This is a genomic window from Rhodococcus zopfii NBRC 100606 = JCM 9919 (genome assembly GCF_001895025.1).
Classification (GTDB): domain Bacteria; phylum Actinomycetota; class Actinomycetes; order Mycobacteriales; family Mycobacteriaceae; genus Rhodococcus; species Rhodococcus zopfii.
Genome location: NZ_BCXI01000007.1, coordinates 156300 through 176952 on the forward strand (window position 1 = coordinate 156300; position 20653 = coordinate 176952).

Sequence of the window (20653 nt, forward strand, 5' to 3'; positions counted from 1 at the left end):
TCGCCCCGCGAACGAGACGATTGTGGGAGAAACGTGATGCGGTTCCTTGAACGCCGCGCGGCGCGGGGTGCTCTGGTCCTCGGTGCGGCCGCCGTGCTGACCGCCGGACTGGCGGCATGCGGCAGCGGCAGCGGCGACAGCACCGGCACCGAGGTCGCCCTGCGCAGCTTCGAGGCGCAGAACGGCACCGTCGAGATCCCGGTCGATCCGCAGCGCATCGTCGCGTGCGGCTACGCGGCCTTCCCGCTGATCCAGGCCGGCGCCGACCTCGCCGCGGTGTGCGAGTGGAACCGCGAGCTCGAGAACATGGACGCCGAAACCCTCGCCGCCTACGAGGCGCTGCCGAAGGTCGCGCCGGACGGCGCGGTCTCCGAACTCGACTACGAGGCCATCACGGCAGCCCAGCCGGACCTGATCATCATGGGTGTCCCGGCGCGGGTTCAGGAAGAAATCGACATGGCCACGCTCGAGGCGCTCGCGCCGGTCGTGTTCCTCGGCCCCAGCAATCCCGGCCAGTGGCGTGAACTCGGCGAGCAGTACGCCGACGCCGCCGGCGTCACCGACAGCTACGGCGAATTCAAGGGCGACTACGAGGCGCGTGCCGCCGAGATCGCCCAGAAGTACGCCGGTACCCTCGGTGGCCTGAAGTTCGCGGGCCTGTGCAGCGTGTGCGGCACCGAGCCCGGCGAGTTCTTCCGCGAGTACGCGTCGTCGTACACCACCAACCTGTTCGACGACCTCGGCTTCACCTTCCCCGGTGAGCCCGCCGATCCCGAAGACGTCCACGGCGAATACCTGTCGCTCGAACAGCTGCCCCAGAACCTCGCGGACGCCGACGTGATCGTCTACGGCCTCGAACCCGACGGTTCGATCACCCCCGAACTGCAGTCCGTGCTCGACTCGCCGCTGTGGCAGAACCTGCCGGCGGTCAAGGCAGGCAACATCGTCGGCATCCAGCACGGCAACGCCGCGACCTACGAGACGGCGCTGCTCGCGCTCGACTCGATCGACGCCGGCCTCGAGAAACTTCCGGCGAACCGGCCGCCGCAGTGATTCGAACCGACCGGCGGTAACTCCACGACGGGCACGGCCCCCGAGCTACTCGACTCGAGGGCCGTGCCCGTTGCGTTCGAAACGTTCCTCCGTCCACGAAAGCAGCCATGACCCGCCCCACCGCGCTCGAAGACATCGTTCCGCTCTCGCCGCTGCAGCAGGGCCTGCTCTACCTGAGCACGGTCGCGTCCCCGGACCAGGCCACCCGCGAGGCCGGCCCCGCTGAGCCCGATGCCTATACCGTGCAGTCGGTGCTGCGGCTGACCGGCCGTGTGGACGAGAACCGGATGCGGGCGTCGGCGCAGGCGCTGCTGGACCGGCACACGGCTCTGCGCACCTGCTTCCGGCCGCGCAAGGACGGCCGGACAGCCGGGCTCGTCATCAAGGGACTCGAAGTGCTTTGGCGCAGTATCGATCTGAGTGTGCGCCCTGGTCTGGACGCCGAGCGAGCGCTGCAGGAACTGCTGGACACCGATCTGCGGGACTGGTTCGATCTCACACAGCCGCCGCTGGTGCGCTGGCTGTTCGTCCGTGTCGGCGGTGACGACGTACGCCTCGTGCTCACCGCCCACCACATCGTCGTCGACGGCTGGTCCACACCGATTCTGGTCCGCGAGCTGCTGGAGATCTACGCGGCCGGTGGAACGGCTACGACGTTGAGGGCGGTGCGCCCGTACCGGGACTACCTGGCCTGGCTGGACCGGCAGGACCGCGATGCCGCACGGACCCTCTGGCGCGAGAGCCTGGCCGGCGTGACCGAACCGTGCCTGGTCGCACCCCCGGGATCCACCCGCGCCGGGCAGCCGTGCGACGTCCTCGACGTCGCTGTGCCCACCGGCCTTCTCGGCCGGCTCACCACCCTGACCCGGCACGCCGGGGTCACCCTCAACACGGTGCTGCAGACGGCCTGGGCGCTGCTGCTGTCGGGTCTGACCGGCCGCGACGACCTCGTGTTCGGGGCAGTCGTTTCCGGGCGCCCGCCGGAACTCGCCGGCGTCGAATCGATGGTCGGCCTGTTCGTCAACACGGTGCCGGTCCGGGTCGCCCTCGACCCGAACGCCACCGTCGCCGAACTGCTGCGCACCGTCCAATTCGAGCAGTCGCGCACGGTCGACCACCAGTATCTGGGTCTTTCGGATATGCAGCGCGACAGCGGAATCGGCGAACTTTTCGACACCCTCACCGTGTTCGAGAGCTACCCGGTCGACCGTGATGCCCTCGACCGCGCGCAGCGCGACGGCGGCATCCGCATCGCCGAGGTCGGCGGCCGCGACGCGACGAACTATCCGCTCGTGCTCACCGCCGGCGTCTCGGACACCCTCGTCGTCAAGCTCGACTATCGTCCCGCGCTGTTCACCGCCGCGGACGCGGAGGCGCTCGGAACGCGTCTCGTCACGATCCTCGCGGCGCTGGCGGCGGCCCCGCAGACGCGGGTCGCCGCGCTCGCGGCGCTGCCCGCAGCCGAGCGCGACCGTGTCCTCGGGCCGTGGTCCGGGGCGGCCCCTGCCCGGGCGACGGCCGGCACCGTCGCCGACGTGCTCGCCGGCCGGTTCCACGCGCGCGCCGACGAAATCGCGGTGGTGTGTACCGACGAACGCGTGAGCTTCGCGCGCCTGGGCTCCGCGTCCGCGCAGCTGGCCCGGCTGCTCGTCGCGCACGGTGTCGGGCCCGACGACCGGGTCGGGCTCGCCCTGCCGCGTACCGCGTCGATGATCGAGGCGATCAGCGCGGTGCTCTGTGCCGGCGGAGCCTACCTTCCGCTCGACCCGTCCTATCCCGCGGATCGTCTGCGGCACATGATCGCCGACGCCGCGCCTCGGGTCGTGATGACCACCGCCGCCGTGGCCGCCGCGCTGGGCGAGGTCCTCGACGGCGTCGATGTGCTGGTGCTCGACGACCCTGCGGTGCAGTCTGCCCGCGACGCGCTCGCGGCCGGCCCGCTCACCGACGCGGACCGGCTCGCCCCGCTGCGGCCCGGTCACGCCGCCTACGTCATCTACACCTCCGGTTCGACCGGAACCCCCAAGGGGGTCGTCGTCTCGCACGCGAACCTCGCCGATCTACATGCCGCGCAACGCGAATCGATGATGACCGGCGGAATCCGCGACCCGCGTGACGGGCAGTGGCAGGTGCTGTTGACCTATCCGTTCGCATTCGACTCCGCCGTCGCCGCGCTGACCTGGCTGTTCGAGGGGCACACCCTGCACGTGCTCGGCGACGAGTACCGCACCGATGTGCAGTTCATCGTCGACTACGTGCGCGGGCACCGCATCGACTACGTCGACGCCGTGCCCGTGCTGATGAACCGCCTGCTCGATGCGGGACTGCTCGACGAGCACGCCCACCGGCCCGCCAAGGTCACGGTCGGCGGCGAAGCGGTCGCCACCGCGCTGTGGCAGCGGCTCGCCCGTTCCGGCATCGAGGCGTTCAACTGCTACGGGCCCACCGAATGCACCGTCGACGCCACGTACGCGCGCATCTCGGGCGAAACCGTCACGATCGGCAGGCCCACCCCCGGCACCCGGCTGTACGTCCTCGACAGCTGGCTGCGGCCCACTCCGCCCGGCGTCGCGGGCGAACTCCACATCGCCGGAAACGGAGTCACGCGAGGCTATCTCGGCCGAGCCGCGCTCACCGCAGAACGGTTCGTCGCCGACCCCTTCGGCCCGGCCGGTGGACGCATGTACCGCACCGGCGACATCGTCCGGTTCCGGTCGGACGGCGATCTCGAGTACGTCGGCCGCGACGACCACCAGATCAAGATCCGTGGCTTCCGCGTCGAACTCGGCGAGATCGAAGCAGCGCTCGACGCACTGCCGGGGGTGCGTGCGTCCATCGTCGTCGCCCACACCGACGGCGGCGGGATCACCCGGCTCGTCGGCTATGTCACCGGAACCGGAATCGACAACGCCTCCGCCCGCGCCGGGCTCGCGCGGTTGCTGCCCGACTACATGGTGCCCGCGCTCGTCGTCGCCCTCGACGTGCTTCCGTTGACGGCGAACGGCAAGGTGGACCGGAAGGCGCTGCCGGAACCAGACTTCGGTGACCTGGCCGGCTCCGATGCGGCACGCACCGGGACCGAGCAGGCGCTGTGCACGGCGATCGCCGACGTACTCGGGCTCGACCGTGTCGGCGTCGACGACGACTTCTTCACCCTCGGTGGTGATTCCATCGTCTCCATCCAGCTCGTCGCGCGGTTGCGTGCCGAGGGACTGCAGGTTGGTGCGCGGCAGGTGTTCGAGTTGCGGACGCCCGCGGCCATCGCCGCCGCGTGCGATGCGCCGGACCCCGCGCCGACCCGCGAGACCGCCGCGGCCATCGGGGACGTGCCGCTCACGCCGATCGTGCGTGAGACCCTTGCCCACTCCGGATCCGCACTGCGGAGATTCTCCCAGTCGCGGCTGCTCATCGCCCCGGTCGGACTGGACGAGGCGCACCTCGTCGCCGGAGTCGGTGAGCTGCTCGCCGCCCACCACATGCTGCGGTCGCGCTTCACGGTCACCGACGGCACCGCCTCCTGGACGGTCCCCGAAACGGCACCGGACCCGGCGGCACTGGTACGGCGCATCGACGCGGCCGGTCTCGACGACGACCGGTGGCGCGCGGTGTTCGAACAGGCCCGCGACCGCGCCCTCGACGCGCTCGACCCCGCCGCCGGAGTGATGGTGCAGGTCGTGTTCTTCGACCGCGGCCCGGCCGTCGCCGGACGGGTCTTCGTGGTCGTGCACCATCTCGTCGTCGACGGGGTGTCCTGGCGCATCATCGGCCCCGACCTCGCCGCGGCCGTCGGGCGGGCCCGCCGCGGCGAGCCCGCCGCGGTGGAGCCCGCGGTCACCTCGTTCCGCGACTGGGCGACGGGACTGGCCGCGGCGGCCGGTTCGGAACGGGTCGAGGCGTCGTGGCCCGCCTGGCAGCGCGCGATCGACGCCGGTGCGGGCGGCGACGAAGCCGTGCTCGGCAGCCGACCGCTCGACCCGGCCCGGGACACCGTCGCGACGTCGGCGCCGGTCGAGGTGCGGGTGCCCGCCGACGTGACCGACCGCATCCTGACCACCGTTCCCGCCGCGCTGCGCGCCGGAGTCCCGGACGTGCTGCTCACCGCCCTCGCGGTCGCGGTGACGTCCGTGCGCGGCGGCTCGTCCCTGCGGGTGCACCTCGAGGGCCACGGGCGGGAGGAACAGATCGTCCCGGGCGTGGACCTGTCGCGGACGGTGGGCTGGTTCACCTCGCTCTACCCGGTGGTGCTCGACCTGGGCGGCGACGGCCGCGGCGTGAGGGCCGGTGCCCCGCTCCTCCGGGCGCTGGCGCACGTCAGGGAATCACTGCGCACGGTGGCCGACAACGGAATCGGATTCGGTATCCTGCGTCACCTCGCGCCGGACACCGCGGACCGGTTCGCCGGATACCGCGCGCCCGAGGTGATGTTCAACTATCTGGGACGCCTGACCCTGGGTGAGTCGCCGTCCGAATCCTGGTCCGGTGCACCCGAAGTCGGATCGCTCGGCGGATCGGTGGACGAATCCGCGCCACTCGACCACGTGCTGTACGTCGACGCGGTCACCGACGACGGCCCGGACGGAGCGGTCCTGAGCGCCGAATTCCGTTTCGCGACAGGACTGCTCGACGAATCGACGGTCCGGCTCGTCGCCGGCCGATGGATCGAGATCCTCGAGACGATCGCTGCGGCCGGGCCGGAGACGGTCGCTCCGATCCCGTCGGAGGTGACCGCAACCGGAATCGGTGTCGACGAGCTGCTCGTCCTCGACACCGAGGTGTCCGGCGGCATCGTGGACGTGGTACCGCTGACACCGCTGCAGCGCGGCATGTTCTTCCTGTCCGGACTCGACACCGACGGCGTCGACGTCTACACGATGCAGTCGGTGCTCGATCTCGACGGGAACCTCGACCTCGAGGTGCTGCGCCGCAGCATCGAACGGCTCGTCGCACGGCATGCCGTGCTGCGCACCGGCTTCCGGGTATCGTCGTCGGGAACACCGATCGGTGTCGTGGCGCGTGCCGTGCCGTGCCCGTTCGAGGTGGTCGACCTGTCCACCACCACGGATCCGGCCGCCCGCGCCCGGGAACTCGCCGACGAGGACCGGGTCCGGCGGTTCGACACCGGTGCGGCGCCGCTCGTGCGGTTCACCGCGGCGATCGTCTCGCCGACCCGCACCCGACTGGTGTTCACCGCGCACCACCTGCTGCTCGACGGCTGGTCGACACCGCTGCTGGTGCAGGAACTGCTGCAGATCTACGCCGCCGGTGGCGACACGTCGACTCTCCCGCCGGTCGTGCCGTTCACGGACTACCTCAGGTGGCTGGACCGCCGGGACACCGAGGACGGACTGCGGGCATGGATCGACGCGCTCGGCGGCGTCACCGAACCGACACTCGTCGCGCCCGCCGGCACCTCCCTGCAGGCCGAACTGCCCGCCGAGGTCCCGGTGCCGGTCCCCGCCGGTCTGACCGACCGCATCCGCGTCCGCGGCCGCGAACTGGGCGTCACCACCAACACGATCGTCCAGACCGCGTGGGGTCTGCTGCTCGGCTCGATCCTCGGCCGCGACGATGTCGTGTTCGGTGCCGTCGTCTCCGGTCGAGTCCCCGAGGTCGCGGGCGCCGAATCGATGATCGGACCGTTCATCAACACCGTGCCCGTGCGTGTGCGGACCGACCCCCGCGAGGCCGTACCGGCCCTGCTGCAGCGCGTGCAGACCGAACAGAACCGGCTCATGGACCGCCAGTACGTCGGTCTCTCCGACATCCAGCGCGCCGTCGGCATCGGCGAACTGTTCGACACCCTCATGGTGTTCGAGAACTACCCCGTCGACCGGGATGCGCTGGAACGCGCCCAGAACGACGGCGGGATCCGGGTCGCCGCCATCGCGGGAACGGACGCGACCAACTACCCGCTCGCGCTGACCGCGGCCCTGACCGACCGCCTCGTGCTGGCCCTCGACCACCAGCGCGCCGTGTTCGACCACCGGCAGGTCGAGGCACTGGGTGATCGTCTCGTCCGGATCCTCGACGCCCTCGCGACCGGTACCGGCACGGTCGCGTCCGTGCCGGTGCTGTCCGCCGAGGACCGCACTCGTCTGCTCGGCGAGTGGGCCGAAGCGGCCCCGGCGCCGCGGACCGGAGCGGAGACCGTCGCGGACCTGCTCGCCGCGCAGATCGACCGCACACCCGACGCCGTCGCGGTCGTCTCCGGCGACACGACGCTGACGTTCGCCGAACTGGGGGAGCGGTCGGCGCGGCTGGCCCGGCTGCTCGTCGCGTCCGGTGTCGGACCGGAATGCGTCGTGGGGCTCGCGCTGCCACGGTCGGAACAGATGATCGTGGCGATCGTGGCGGTGCTCCGCGCGGGTGGCGCCTACGTGCCGATGGACCCGACCTATCCGGCGGACCGGCTCGCGCACATGGTGTCCGATTCCCGGCCCGCGGTGATCGTCTCGGCCACCGGGGTGGCGGCGCCGTGCGTGAGCCTCGCGCTCGACGATCCCGCGGTGCGTGATGCGCTCGCCGCGCTGCCGTCCACTCCGGTCACCGACAGCGATCGGATCGCTCCGCTACGGTCCGGCAACACCGCCTACGTCATCTACACCTCCGGTTCGACCGGACTGCCCAAGGGCGTCGCGGTCACGCACGCGAACTTGCTGGACTTGCATGCGGCGCAACGTGACACCGTGATGCGGGGGGAGTCGGACCGGCCGTGGCGGGTGCTGCTGACCTACCCCTTCGCGTTCGACTCGTCGATCGCGGCACTGACGTGGATGTTCGAAGGCCACGCCGTCCACATTCTCGACGACGAGCAGCGCACCGATCCGGCGGCCGTCGTCGACTACGTGCGCCGGCACGGCATCGACCATGTCGACACCGTGCCGGTGCTCATGACCCGGCTGCTCGACGCGGGCCTGCTCGACGGCGAGTCGGCACCGTCGAAGATCACCGTCGGTGGCGAGGCCGTCGCTCCGGCGTTGTGGCGGCGGCTCGCCGCGTCCGGTGCGGAGGCGTACAACTTCTACGGCCCGACCGAGAACACCGTGGACGCCGCGTTCGCGCGCATCGCGGGGGACTCGGTGCGGATCGGCGGTCCGACCCCGGGATCGTCGCTGTACGTGCTCGACGGTTGGCTGCGGCCCGTCGCGCCCGGTGTCGCCGGGGAACTGTACGTCGCCGGTGAGGGCGTGACCCGGGGGTACCTGCGGCGTCCCGGCCTGACTTCCGGTCGTTTCGTTCCGAACCCGTTCACGGGCAACGGTACCCGGATGTACCGCACCGGCGACGTGGTGCGCTGGACCGACGCGGGTGCGCTCGAGTACGTCGGCCGCGACGACGATCAGGTCAAGATCCGCGGCTACCGGGTCGAGCTCGGCGAGGTCGAGGCGGCGCTCGCCGCCGCGACGGGAGGTCGCGATGCCGTGCTCGTCGCCCACACCGATGCCCGTGCGGTGACCCGCCTCGTCGGGTACGTCGCGGGCGACGACATCGACGGCGTCGTGGTGCGCGCGACCCTGGCCGATCGCCTGCCCGACTACATGGTGCCCGCCGCGTTGCTGTCCCTGCCGGTGCTGCCGTCGACGCCGAACGGCAAGATCGACCGGAAGGCGCTGCCGGAGCCCGACTTCGCGGCGCTCGTCGGCGCGGGCGAACCGCGCACCGAGACCGAGACGACGATGACCGCGGCGTTCGCCGAGGCGCTCGGACTCGACCGGGTCGGCATCGAGGACGACTTCTTCGCGCTCGGCGGCGACTCGATCGTCTCGATCCAGCTCGTGACGCGGCTGCGTGCGTCCGGCATCCGGGTCACCGCGCGGCAGGTGTTCGAACATCGCACCGCCGAACGGCTCGCCGCGCTCGTCGACGCGGCGCCGGAACCGGTCGCCGACCCGGACACGGTCGTCGTGCCCGCGCACGGGGACGTTCCCGTCACGCCGATCGTCGCGCAGACCCTCGCCGACGGCGGCGATTTGGACAGCTTCACCCAGGCGCGGCTGCTGGTCGCGCCGGCCGGCCTGACCGTCGACGTTCTGGATCGGGCGGTCGCCGCGATCGTGCGGGCCCATCCGGTCCTCGCATCGCGGTTCGAGGTCGACGGCGACGAGATCCGCTGGCACGTACCGGAGAGCCCCGTTTCCGTCCCGGTGCGCCGGGTCGACGCGATCGGGGTGGGCGGCCAGGACTGGCACCGGCTGTTCGCCGTCGAACGGGCCGCTGCGGTGGACCGGATCGATCCGGCGGCCGGCACCATGATGCAGACGGTGTTCTTCGACGCGGGTCCCGATGCCCCCGGCCGGGTGCTGCTCATGATCAATCACCTGGCCGTCGACGGGGTCTCGTGGCGCATCCTCGTTCCGGAACTCGCCGACGCGGTCGCACGGGTGCGGGCCGGATCCGATCCGGAGGTGCCGGCCGAGGAGACATCCTTCCGCGGCTGGGCGACCGGCCTGTCGGAAGTGGCTGCGGCGGAATCGATCACCGCGTCCTGGCCGGCCTGGGAAGCGGCACGCGCAGCGCGCGAGCCGAATCTCGGTGCACGGCCGCTGGACCCCGCTCTCGACACCGTGTCCACGTCACGATCGGTGCAGGTGCGCGTCCCGTCGCCGGTCACGGAGATCGTGCTGACCCGGCTGCCCGCAGTCTTCGGCGCCGGTGTCACCGACGTCCTGCTCACGGCACTGGTCCTCGCCGTGGCCTCGGTGCGCGGCGGCGAGACCGTGCGCGTCGACCTGGAAGGGCACGGGCGCGAGGAGCATCTCGTTCCCGGCGCCGACCTGACGCGCACCGTGGGATGGTTCACCTCGCTGTACCCGCTGGCCGTGGATCTGACGGGTATCGACATCGACACGGCCCTCGACGGCGGCGCGGCTGCCGGGCACGCCCTGCGCGCCGTCAAGCAGACGGCGCGGGCGGTCCGCGACAACGGCCTCGGGTTCGGGGTGCTGCGCTGGATGAACCCCGCGGCCACCGAGCGATTCGACGGCTACACCGCACCCGAGGTGATGTTCAACTACCTCGGACGCATGACCCTGGGCGACACCGCCGCCGGCGCGTGGTCGGCGGCACCGGAAGCAGGCGCGCTCGGCGGCACGGTCGATCCGTCGTCCCCGCTCGACCACGTCCTCGACGTCAACGCGGTCACGGAGGACACCGAGCGCGGACCCGAACTCGAAGGCACCTTCGACGCGGCCGCCGGCATCGTCGACGCCGCCACGCTCGAGACGATCGCGCACCGCTGGGTGCGGGTCCTCACCGCCCTGGCCGGACTTGCGGACCCGACCGCGAACGGGCTGGTGCCGGCCGACCTCACGAAGCGGGACCTGCCGCTGCAGGACCTGATCGGCCTCGAGGCCACCGCGACCGGACCGGTCGAGGACGTCGTACCGCTCACCCCGTTGCAGCGCGGGATGTTCTACCTGTCGGGTCTCGACGACGACGGCGTCGACGTCTACACGATGCAGACCGTGCTCGACCTCGACGGCGAACTCGACACCGCGACGCTGCGCCGTTCGGCGCGGGCACTGGTCGACCGGCACGCGGTGCTGCGCACGGGATACCGGACCGCGGGCTCCGGCGAACCCGTCGGTGTCGTGCTGCGCCACGCCGACCCCGAGTGGATCGAGCTGGACCTGGCCGGGAACCCGGATCCGGCCGGACATGCAGTCGAAATCGTTGCACGCGAACGTGATCGACGATTCGATACGGCGGTGGCGCCGCTGGTGCGATTCGCGGCGGTGAAGCTCGCGCCGACTCGGATCCGGCTGGTCGTCACGATGCACCATCTCGTGGCGGACGGCTGGTCGATGCCGCTGCTCATGCAGGAACTGCTGCAGATCTACGCGGCCGGTGGCGACGCCGCGGCGCTGCCCCCGGTCACGCCGTTCACCGACTACCTCGAATGGCTCGCCGGTCGGGACGCCGACGCCGGCATGCGGGTGTGGTGCAGCGCCCTCGACGGTTTCGACGAGCCCACCCGCATCGCCCCGGCCGGGTCGTCGCTGCGGGCCGAGTTGCCGGGCGAGATCACGGTGCCGGTGTCCGGCGAGCTGACCGCGCGGATCCGCGCGGCCGGCCGCGCCTGGGGCGTCACCGTCAACACCGTGGTGCAGACCGCCTGGGGTGTGCTGCTCGGGGCATTGACCGGCCGCACCGACGTCGTCTTCGGTGCCGTCGTCTCCGGCCGGGCCCCCGACGTGCCCGGTGTCGAGACGATGGTCGGCCTGTTCATCAACACCGTCCCGGTCCGGGTGCGTCTGGACGCCGCCGAAACCACCGCGGAGCTGCTCTCGCGCATCCAGGCCGAACAGAACCGGGTGATGGACCACCAGCACGTCGGACTGCCCGACGTGCAGCGGGCGGTGGGCCTCGGCGAACTGTTCGACACGCTGCTCGTGTTCGAGAACTATCCCGTCGACCGGGACGCGCTCGAGCAGGCCCAGCGCGACGGCGACGTGCGCGTGGCGTCGGTCGACGGCACCGACGCGACCAACTACCCGCTCGTGCTCGTCGCGGGCCTGCAGGACACCCTCCACCTGGGCCTCGAATATCAGCGCGCCGTGTTCGGCGACCGCGACGCCGAGGTGCTGGGCGAGCGGCTCGTGCGCATCCTCGACCGGCTCGTCGCGCAACGACCCGGCCCGGTCGCGCAACTCGACGTGCTCACCGACAGCGAACGTGCCGGGCTGCTCGACGAGCGGTCGCTGACCTCCCCGGCGCCGTCCACCGGCGCCAGCACCGTCGCGGACCTGCTGGACACGCAGATCGAGCGCACCCCCGACCGGCCGGCGGTCGTGTCCGGAGACGTCACGCTCACCTTCGCGGAACTGGGACAGCGGTCGACGCGGCTGGCCCGGCTGCTCATCGCCTCGGGGGTCGGACCGGAGACGGTCGTCGGACTGGCGCTGCCACGCTCGGAGCAGATGATCGTGGCGATCGCCGCGGTGATCCGCGCGGGCGGTGTGTACGTGCCGATGGACCCGTCGTACCCGGCAGATCGACTGGCGCACATGGTCACCGATGCTCGGCCGCGGGTGATCGTGACCGTCTCGTCGGTCGTCGGCACGATCACCGGGGTCGCTGCGGGCACCGAACGGGTCGTGCTCGACGATGCCGCGACGGGGGACCGCATCGCATCCCTCCCCGCCACGCCGGTCACCGACGCCGACCGGCTCGCGCCGCTGCGCCCGGGCAACGGGGCGTACGTGATCTACACCTCCGGATCCACCGGGCTGCCGAAGGGCGTGGCCGTCACGCATTCGAACCTGCTCAACCTGTTCGACAGCCACCGGGCCGACCTGTACCGGCCGACCGTCACCGCCGCGGGCACCGATTTCGTCGGCGTCGGACATGCGTGGTCGTTCGGGTTCGACGCGTCCTGGCAACCGACGCTGTGGCTGCTCGACGGGCACACCGTGCACGTGTTCGACGACGACACGATGCGCGACCCCGAACGGATGGTCGCATACACCCTCGAGCATCGGCTCGACTTCCTCGAGGTCACCCCGTCGTTCCTGGACCGCATGCTCGCCGCCGGCCTGTACGACGGCGAACACCGCCCGGCCAGTGTCGGTTTCGGTGGTGAGGCCGTGAATCCCGCGTCGTGGCGGCGACTGCGCGAGCTCGCCGACGGTCGCGCGTTCAACCTGTACGGGCCCACCGAATGCACCGTCGATTCCCTCGTCGGTTCGGTCACCGACGCCGACACCCCGTGCCTCGGTCGCGCGGTGCACGGTGCCGGGGCCTACGTGCTCGACCCCCTGTTGCGGCCGGTTCCGCTCGGCGTGGCGGGGGAGTTGTACATCTCCGGGGACGGCGTCGCCCGGGGCTACCTCGGGCACCCCGACCTCACGTGCGGTCGGTTCCTGGCGAACCCGTTCTCCAGCAACGGAACCCGGATGTACCGCACCGGCGACCTGGTCCGGCGGGTGCCGGGCACCGGCGGCGACACCGTGCTCGAATTCCTCGGCCGCGGCGACGACCAGATCAAGATCCGCGGCTACCGTGTCGAACTCGGCGAGGTCGAGGCCGCACTGACGGCTGCGGCCGGGGTCCGGGATGCCGTCGTCGTCGCGCACACCGACGGTCGCGGTGTCACCCGCCTCGTCGGCTACGTGATACCCGACGGCGATGTGGACCCGGCGGCCGTGCGCACGGCCGCCGCGGCGCGCCTACCCGACTACATGGTGCCGGCCGCGGTGACGGTGCTCGCCGGGTTCCCCGTCACCGCCAACGGCAAGGTCGACAAGAAAGCATTGCCCGCACCGGATTTCGCGGCGCTCGTCGGCTCCGCGGAACCGAGCACCCCGACCGAGGCCGCACTCGCGGTCGTCGTCGCCGAGGTGCTCGGACTCGACCGGGTCGGTGTCGACGACGACTTCTTCGCGCTCGGCGGAGATTCCATCGTCTCCATCCAGCTGGTGTCGAAGGCGCGGGCCGCGGGCCTGTGGGTCACCACGCGGCAGGTCATCGAGCTGCGCACCGTCGCGGACCTCGCCGCCGCGGTCGACTCCGCCGACCCTGCCGCGATTCCCGTGGTCGCTGAGGGCGACGCCACCGGCGACGTGCCCGTCACCCCGATCGTGTGGGACACCCTCGAACAGGGCACCGGCCTGCGCCGGTTCTCGCAGGCCCGTCTGCTCGTCGCGCCGGTGGGCCTCACCCTGGACGTGCTGCGCACCGCCGTCGCGGCACTGCTCGGCACACACCACATGCTGCGGTCCAGGCTGGTCGTCGAGGCCGATGGGGCCCCACGGTGGACGGTGCCGCTCTCGGAGACCTCCGTCGGCACTCCCGTCCGCCGCGTCGACGCGAGCGCACGGGACGGAGAGAACTGGCTCGAGCTGTTCGCCTCGGAACGCGAGAATGCTTACACTGCACTCGATCCGGAGAACGGGGTGATGATGCAGGTGGTCTGGTTCGACTTCGGGCCGGACCGCCCCGGTCGCGTGTTCGTGGCGGTGCACCACCTTGCGGTCGACGGCGTCTCGTGGCGGATCCTCGTGCCGGACCTCGCCGACGCCGTCGAGCAGGCCGCGCGCGGCGAGACCGTCGCGCTCACCTCCGCCGGCACACCGTTCCGGGTGTGGGCGGCCGGACTGGGTGCCGCCGCCCGGTCCGAACGGATCACCGCGTCGTGGTCGGCGTGGCAGCCGGCAATCACCGCGGACGAGCCGCAACTGGGGGCGCGCCCGCTGGATCCGGCTCGGGACACCGTCTTCGACACCCGCACGGAACAGGTGCGTCTGCCCGTCGACGTCACCGAACGCATCCTCGCCACGGGTTCGGTCGAGAACATCCTGCTCGCGGCGCTGACCACGGCCGTGGTGGCCGTGCGCGGAGGTGACGTCGTGCGCATCGACCTCGAAGGGCACGGACGCGAGGAGCAGGTCGTGCCGGGGGCCGACCTGTCGAGGACCGTCGGCTGGTTCACCTCGCTCTACCCGATCGCGGTGGACCTGTCGGCCGTCGACGCCGGCACGGCGCCGGCGGACGGTGCGGCGGCCGTGCTGCGTGCCGTGACCGATGCGACAACGGCGCTGCCCGACAACGGGATCGGCTTCGGGGTGCTGCGCCGTCTGCACCCCGAGGGTGCGCAGCGGTTCGCCGGGTACCGCCGTCCCGCGGTCGTCTTCAACTATCTCGGACGCCTGACCCTCGGCGACGACGCCGGTGCTCCCTGGTCCGCCGCGCCGGAGGTGGCATCGATCGGCGGCTCCGTCGATCCGTCCACCCCGCTCGACCATGTCCTCCAGGTCGATGCGATCACCGAGGACACACCGGACGGCCCGGTGCTGGAGTGCGAGTTCGCCGCTGCCGCGGGAGTCGTCGACGGCGAGACCCTCGGCGCGCTGGCACGGCACTGGGAACGCGCCGTATCGGATCTCGCGGGTGCGTCACCCCACGCCCTCGAACCACCGACACGGCTGTAGCAGAAGGAGAAACACATGTTGGATCGCACTACCGTCCTGGCCGACACCGCCCGGATCCTCGAGGTCGAACTCGACGAACTGGACCCGTCGGTGAGCCTGGTCGACCAGGGCCTCGATTCGGTGCGCCTGATGGCGCTCGTCGAACAGTGGCGCGGCGCCGGCGCGGACATCGATTTCGTGTCGCTGGCCTCCGAACCCGACCTGGAGCAGTGGTGTGCCCTGCTCGCCGGGCGGTGAGCGGAGCACCGTGACGCTCTTCGAAAAGCTGATCATCGACGTCGATCCGCTGCGGACCGGTCGCGAGTTCCGATACCTGTTCCTCGCGCGTGTGGTGTCGCTGCTCGGGCTCGGCTTTCTCGTCGTCGCGGTCCCGGTGCAGGTGTATCAGGTCACCGGGTCGACCGCTCACGTCGCTGCCGTCTCGACGGTGCTCGGTATCGCCACCTTCGCCGCGACGTTCGCCGGCGGGGTGCTCGCGGACCGTTTCGACCGCCGCACGGTGATCGCCCTGGCCCGCGGCACCGCGGGCGTCGCATTCGCTGTGCTCGCCGTGAACGCGTTCCTGCCCGACCCGCAACTGTGGGTGATCTACGCGGTGTCGGTGGCCGACGGCATCGCCGGAGGGATCTCCGCGACCGCGCTGATGGCGGTCACGCCCAGCCTCGTTCCGCGCGACAAACTCGCCGCGGCCGGGGCACTCATGGCGCTGACCGCGGATCTCGGCGCGATGATCGGGCCCGCACTCGGCGGTGTGGTCATCGCGGCCGGTGGGGTCGGGTCCGCGTACGTGTTCGCGGCCGCGGCGACCGCGGTGACGACGTTCTGCATCACGCGGTTGCCGTCGTTGCCACCCACGGGCGCCGTCGAAGAATCACCGCTCGAATCGGTCGTGAGCGGATTCCGGTTCGCGGTCCACAACCGGATCGTCGGCGGGGTTCTCGTCGCCGGGTTCGTCGCGATGTTGCTGTCCGGATGGGCGGTCCTGATTCCCGCGTTCGCCGACGAAGTGCTCGGGGTGGGCCCGTCGGTGGTCGGACTGCTGTACACGGCACCGGCCGTCGGTGCGGTGCTCGGGTCGGTGACCAGCGGGTGGACCGGTTCGGTCCGGTGGTCGGGCCGAGTCGTCTTCGTGCTCATGGCGATCTCGGCCGCCGGCCTCATCGGTGCGGGGGCTACGGGCATGCTCGTCGTCGCGCTGCTCGGCCTCGCGGCACACGGATTCGGTGACTCGCTCTCCGACATCGTCCGGTACGCGACGGTGCAGATGCACACCCCGGACGACTATCGGGGTCGTATCGCCGCGGTGTGGTCGGCGCAGGTCACCGCCGGTGCGTCGGTCGGTGCGGTCGCGGCGGCCGCGGTCGCGTCGGTGGTGCCGATGTCCGCAGCCCTCGTCGCGTACGGCATTGCGGGACTCGTGGTCACCGCGATCCTCGCCGCCGCGCTGAAGAGCCTGCGACGCCTGGACGAGCAGGACCATACCCACCTCGCTCGTGCGTGATTTCGGTAGCGCACGCTGCCGAAACCACGCACGAGTAACGCGGGGGGTGGCCGAAACCGACACCCCGGGTCGGTGTTCCGCACCGCATGTCGCCGTGACGCTCGTAGTGCCCGGAGAAGTCGGCTCCGGGCCTTCGGGCGGCCCCGCCCGGAGAACCACGAGGGCAGGCGAATCACATGGCGTATCCACAACATTCCGAGTCGGGCTCGATGCGGCGGACCGCCGCGGTGGTGACCCTGGCGCTGACGACGGTCCTGGCTGCCGGTTTCGCTTCGGCCGGTGAGGCTTTCGCAGCGGATCCGGAAGCGGCAGCGGACGCGGGGGAGATCCCGGCCGGCCTCGAAATCTTCTACGGTCAGCAGATCGAGTGGGGTTCGTGCGACGGTTACAGCACCGACGGATCGGACCTGAGTGCCCTCGAGTGCGCGAAGGTGAACGTGCCCGTCGACTACGAGGACCCGGCGGGGCAGACCGCGCAGATCGCGCTGTCCCGGATGCCCGCGGCGGGGGAGAAGATCGGATCGCTGCTCGTCAATCCGGGTGGGCCCGGGGCGTCCGGGCTCGGGATGGCCGTCGCCGGCACCGGCACCCCGCTCGCCGAGCACTTCGACGTCGTCGGGTTCGACCCGCGCGGTATCGGAGCGTCGACGCCGCAGATCGTGTGCCTGACCGCCGAGGAGAAGGACGAACAGCGGTCCGAAACCGGCGACCAGAGCCCCGACACCGTTGCCGAGGCGGAGCAGGAGGCGCAGGAGTTCGCGGCGCAGTGCGCCGAACGGACCGGGACGGACCTGCTCGCGAACGTCGGCACCAGGGATGTCGCGAGGGACATGGACGTCATCCGCGCGGTGCTCGGAGACCGGCAGCTCACCTATCTCGGCTACTCGTACGGCACCCGGCTCGGCACGGTCTACGCGGAACAGTTCCCGCAGAACGTGCGCGCGATGGTGCTCGACGGCGCGCTCGATCCTCAGCAGGATTTCGCCGAGCAGATGCTCGAGCAGATGACCGGCTTCCAGCAGGCGTTCGACAGTTTCGCCGAGCGCTGCACGACCCTCACGGGCTGCCCCCTCGGCGCCGATCCGGCGGCGTCGGTGCAGCGGTTCCGCGAACTCGTCGCACCTCTCCTCGACAGCCCGGCCACCACCGCGGACGGGCGCGGCCTGAGCTACGGGGATGCGATGACCGGGGTGATCGCGGCCCTGTACTCGCCAGCCGGCTGGGAGCCGTTGATGGCGGGACTCGACGAGCTGACGGCGGGCAACGGCGACACGCTGCAGATGTTCGCGGACCTGTACCAGGGCCGGTCCGCCGACGGCACCTACTCGAACTCGGCCGAGGCACTGACGGCTGTGCGGTGCGTCGACGATCCGGTCACGACGGACCGGACGGCACTCGGTGAGCTCGACACGCAGATACGCGAGGCCGCGCCGTTCCTCGACGACGGCCACGGCACGGGTGAAGCACCGCTCGACCCGTGCGCGTTCTGGCCGGTGCCGACGACGAGCAGCCCGCACACCGTCGACGCGCCGGGCCTGGCTCCGGTGCTGGTGGTGTCCACCACCGAGGACCCGGCCACGCCCTATCAGGCGGGTGTCGACCTGGCGGATCAGCTCGACGGTGTCCTGGTCACCTACCGTGGCACCCAGCACGGAGTCGTCCTGAGCGGGCAGTGGTGTGTCGACAAGCCGGTCGTGTCCTATCTCGTCGACCTGACCGTGCCGGAGGGCGATCTCACCTGCTGATCGGTGCTCCCATTCGATGCAGACCGCCGGTCGCCCGTGGCAGCGGGCGACCGGCGGTCGTGGATGCGACGGTGAGTTTTCAGTGCTCGTCGTCGTGCTCGCCGTCGACACGGTCGTGGTCGGCGGCCTTGCCGTAGCCGGTCTCGGACATGCCGATCCGCCAGTACCCGATGACCAAGGTCGCCTTCCGGTCGAAACGAGCCTCGGCGCGCAGCCACTTGCGCATTGCCTGCACGGTCTTGGATTCGGCGGACACCCAGGCGAAACGTTTGACGTCGCCCTCGGGGAGGGCCACCGCGGTCGCGGCGTCGAGCAGGTGGGTGGTGGTGCCCGCGGGGGCTCCGTTGCGGTGGACCCAGCGGATCTCGATGTCCGCGGGAGACGGCAGGTCCTGCTGCTCGTGTTCGTCGGCCACCTCGATCACGGCGACCCCGCGCGCGCCTTCGGGCAGGCGCTCGAGCATCCGGCCGATCGCCGGGAGAGCCGTCTCGTCGCCGACGATCAGGTACCAGTCCGCGACCGGCGCCACGACCCCGCCGCCCCCGGCGGCGCCGATCCGGTCGCCGGGCTGTGCGTGTTCGGCCCAGCCGCTGGCCAGGCCTTCGTCGCCGTGCTTGACGAAGTCGATGTCCATCTCGCCTGCGGCGGGATCGAGGCGCCGCACCGTGTAGGTGCGGATCATCTGCTTGACCGTCGGATCCGGCCAGAGCAGCCGGCCGGTGCCGTCGTTCCCGGGCAGGTCCAGGTCGCCGTTCTCCCGTGGGAAGACGAGTTTGATGTTGGGGACACGGGTGGGGTCCTTCGCGTAGACCTCGACGCCACGCCCGGCAAAGGTGATGCGGCGCATGTGCGGGGTGATGTCCACGACCCGTGCGACTTCGATGACAGCGGGCAACAGCCCGTCTTCGTTCGACATGCCCATCACCTTAGGGCAGCCTGACCAAATAAATGGGGGTGAGGCGGCGGGGGATCAACCTGCCGAGGCCGGACGGCGGGGGATCGTCGACGCCGCGACGGCGAGCGTGAGCGTCGCGACCAGCACCGCGGTGAACACCGGGTCGATCGACGCCGCGACCTGCCCCGCATCCGGGGCGCCCGTGCCCCCGGCCGCCGCGTTGGCCAACGCCCCGAACACCGCGACCCCGACGGCGCTGCCCAGCCCGCGGGCGAACGCGTTCGCGCCGGTCGCGACGCCTCGTTCGGACCAGCCGACGCTCGCTTGCGCCGCGATCAGCGACGGGCTGGCGATCAGCCCCATCCCGAGGCCGATGAGCAGACAGCAGGCCGCGACGTGCCAGATCTGCGAGTGCACGTCGAGTCGCGTCAGCAGGACCGTGCCGGAGATCGCCGGTACCGCGCCGATCAGCGCGGTCGCCCGGAATCCCAACCGCAGATACAGCCGCCCCGACTGCGACGCCGCGACCGGCCAGCCGAGGGTCAGTGTCGCCAGGGTGAACCCGGCGACCAGCGCCGTCGTGCCGAGTGCTCCCTGCACGAACGCAGGAACGTACGACGTCAGACCCATCACCACCGCACCGACCAACGTGGCGACCGCGCTCGTCGACAACAGCACCCGCCGGGTGAACACCCACATCGGCAGGATCGGATCCGCGGCACGCCGCTCCACCAGGCCGAACACCGCGAACAACACGAGCGCCGACGTGAAGATCGCCACGCTCGGCACCGACACCCACGACCACGCCTGGCCGCCTTCGAGCAGGCCGAGGATCAGCAGACCGGCCGCCAGCGCCAGTGCCGTCGCCCCCGCCCAGTCGATCCGCGAGCGTTCCGGCCGGTCCTCGGCCTGCGTCTCGTCGAAACTGCGGATCAGCACCCACGCCGCGAGCGCGCACAGCGGAAGGTTCACCCAGAAGATCCAGCGCCAGGACACGAAGTCGGAGAAGATCCCGCCGATCGCGGGGCCGACGACCGAGGACATTCCCCACACGCTGGCGATATAGCCCTGCGCCTTGGCGCGCTCGGCAACGGTGTAGATGTCGCCGGCGATGGTTTGTGCCATCGGCAGCACAGCACCGGCGCCGATACCCTGCACCGCCCGGAACGCGATCAGCGCGGGCATGCTCCACGCCAGCGCGCACAGCAACGACCCGAGGGCGAACACCGCGATCCCGAACAGCAGGACCGGTTTGCGGCCGAACACGTCGGACAGCTTGCCGTACACCGGCACGAGTACCGCCTGCGTCAGCAGATAGCTCGAGAACAGCCACGGGAACTGCGTGAATCCGCCGAGCTCCGCAACGATCGTGGGGACGGCGGTCGCAAGGATGGTGCTCTCGAGCGCCACCAGCGCCGTCGCGAGCATCAGGGACAGCAGGATCGGACCGCGTTCCGACCGGAGCCCGACGTTCCCGTGTGCCGTTCCCGATGCCATCGTGCTCCCGTCGCCGATCGGATCGCGTCCGAAG

7 protein-coding genes are annotated in these 20653 nt (G+C 71.2%); 5 read left to right on the plus strand and 2 right to left on the minus strand.

The window, feature by feature from the left end:
• Positions 1–36 precede the first annotated feature (36 nt).
• From RZ1_RS04700 to RZ1_RS04730, 5 genes are all read left to right on the plus strand, one after another.
• Positions 37–1053, plus strand: a complete 1017-nt coding sequence (locus RZ1_RS04700) for an ABC transporter substrate-binding protein (protein WP_072809658.1) — start codon at positions 37–39, stop codon at positions 1051–1053.
• A gap of 107 nt (positions 1054–1160) precedes the next feature.
• Positions 1161–14981, plus strand: a complete 13821-nt coding sequence (locus tag RZ1_RS04715; RefSeq protein ID WP_083583521.1) for a non-ribosomal peptide synthetase — start codon at positions 1161–1163, stop codon at positions 14979–14981.
• A 15-nt stretch (positions 14982–14996) separates the two neighbouring features.
• Positions 14997–15218, plus strand: a complete 222-nt coding sequence (locus RZ1_RS04720; protein ID WP_072809660.1) for a phosphopantetheine-binding protein — start codon at positions 14997–14999, stop codon at positions 15216–15218.
• A 10-nt stretch (positions 15219–15228) separates the two neighbouring features.
• Positions 15229–16482 carry an enterobactin transporter EntS gene (gene entS / locus RZ1_RS04725; protein ID WP_072809774.1) on the plus strand — a complete coding sequence of 418 codons (1254 nt, stop codon included), beginning with the start codon at positions 15229–15231 and terminating at the stop codon, positions 16480–16482.
• A gap of 176 nt (positions 16483–16658) precedes the next feature.
• Complete coding sequence (locus tag RZ1_RS04730; protein ID WP_238072091.1) at positions 16659–18227, plus strand: alpha/beta hydrolase; 1569 nt, start codon at positions 16659–16661, stop codon at positions 18225–18227.
• Positions 18228–18306: 79 nt separating this feature from the next.
• On the opposite strand, the gene RZ1_RS04735 is transcribed toward RZ1_RS04730, so the two are convergent.
• Positions 18307–19143 carry a siderophore-interacting protein gene (locus RZ1_RS04735; protein ID WP_072809778.1) on the minus strand — a complete coding sequence of 279 codons (837 nt, stop codon included), beginning with the start codon at positions 19141–19143 and terminating at the stop codon, positions 18307–18309.
• Positions 19144–19197: 54 nt separating this feature from the next.
• On the minus strand, positions 19198–20619 hold the full coding sequence (locus RZ1_RS04740; RefSeq protein WP_072809662.1) for an MDR family MFS transporter: 1422 nt from the start codon (positions 20617–20619) through the stop codon (positions 19198–19200).
• Positions 20620–20653 lie beyond the last annotated feature (34 nt).

What these genes read in the sequence shown, in the direction of transcription:
- RZ1_RS04720 (WP_072809660.1), top strand. Translation starts at nt 14,997, where the DNA reads ATGTTGGATCGCACTACCGTCCTGGCCGACACCGCCCGGATCCTCGAG.
- RZ1_RS04730 (WP_238072091.1), top strand. Translation starts at nt 16,659, where the DNA reads ATGGCGTATCCACAACATTCCGAGTCGGGCTCGATGCGGCGGACCGCC.
- RZ1_RS04700 (WP_072809658.1), top strand. Translation starts at nt 37, where the DNA reads ATGCGGTTCCTTGAACGCCGCGCGGCGCGGGGTGCTCTGGTCCTCGGT.
- RZ1_RS04715 (WP_083583521.1), top strand. Translation starts at nt 1,161, where the DNA reads ATGACCCGCCCCACCGCGCTCGAAGACATCGTTCCGCTCTCGCCGCTG.
- RZ1_RS04740 (WP_072809662.1), bottom strand. Translation starts at nt 20,619, where the DNA reads ATGGCATCGGGAACGGCACACGGGAACGTCGGGCTCCGGTCGGAACGC.
- RZ1_RS04735 (WP_072809778.1), bottom strand. Translation starts at nt 19,143, where the DNA reads ATGTCGAACGAAGACGGGCTGTTGCCCGCTGTCATCGAAGTCGCACGG.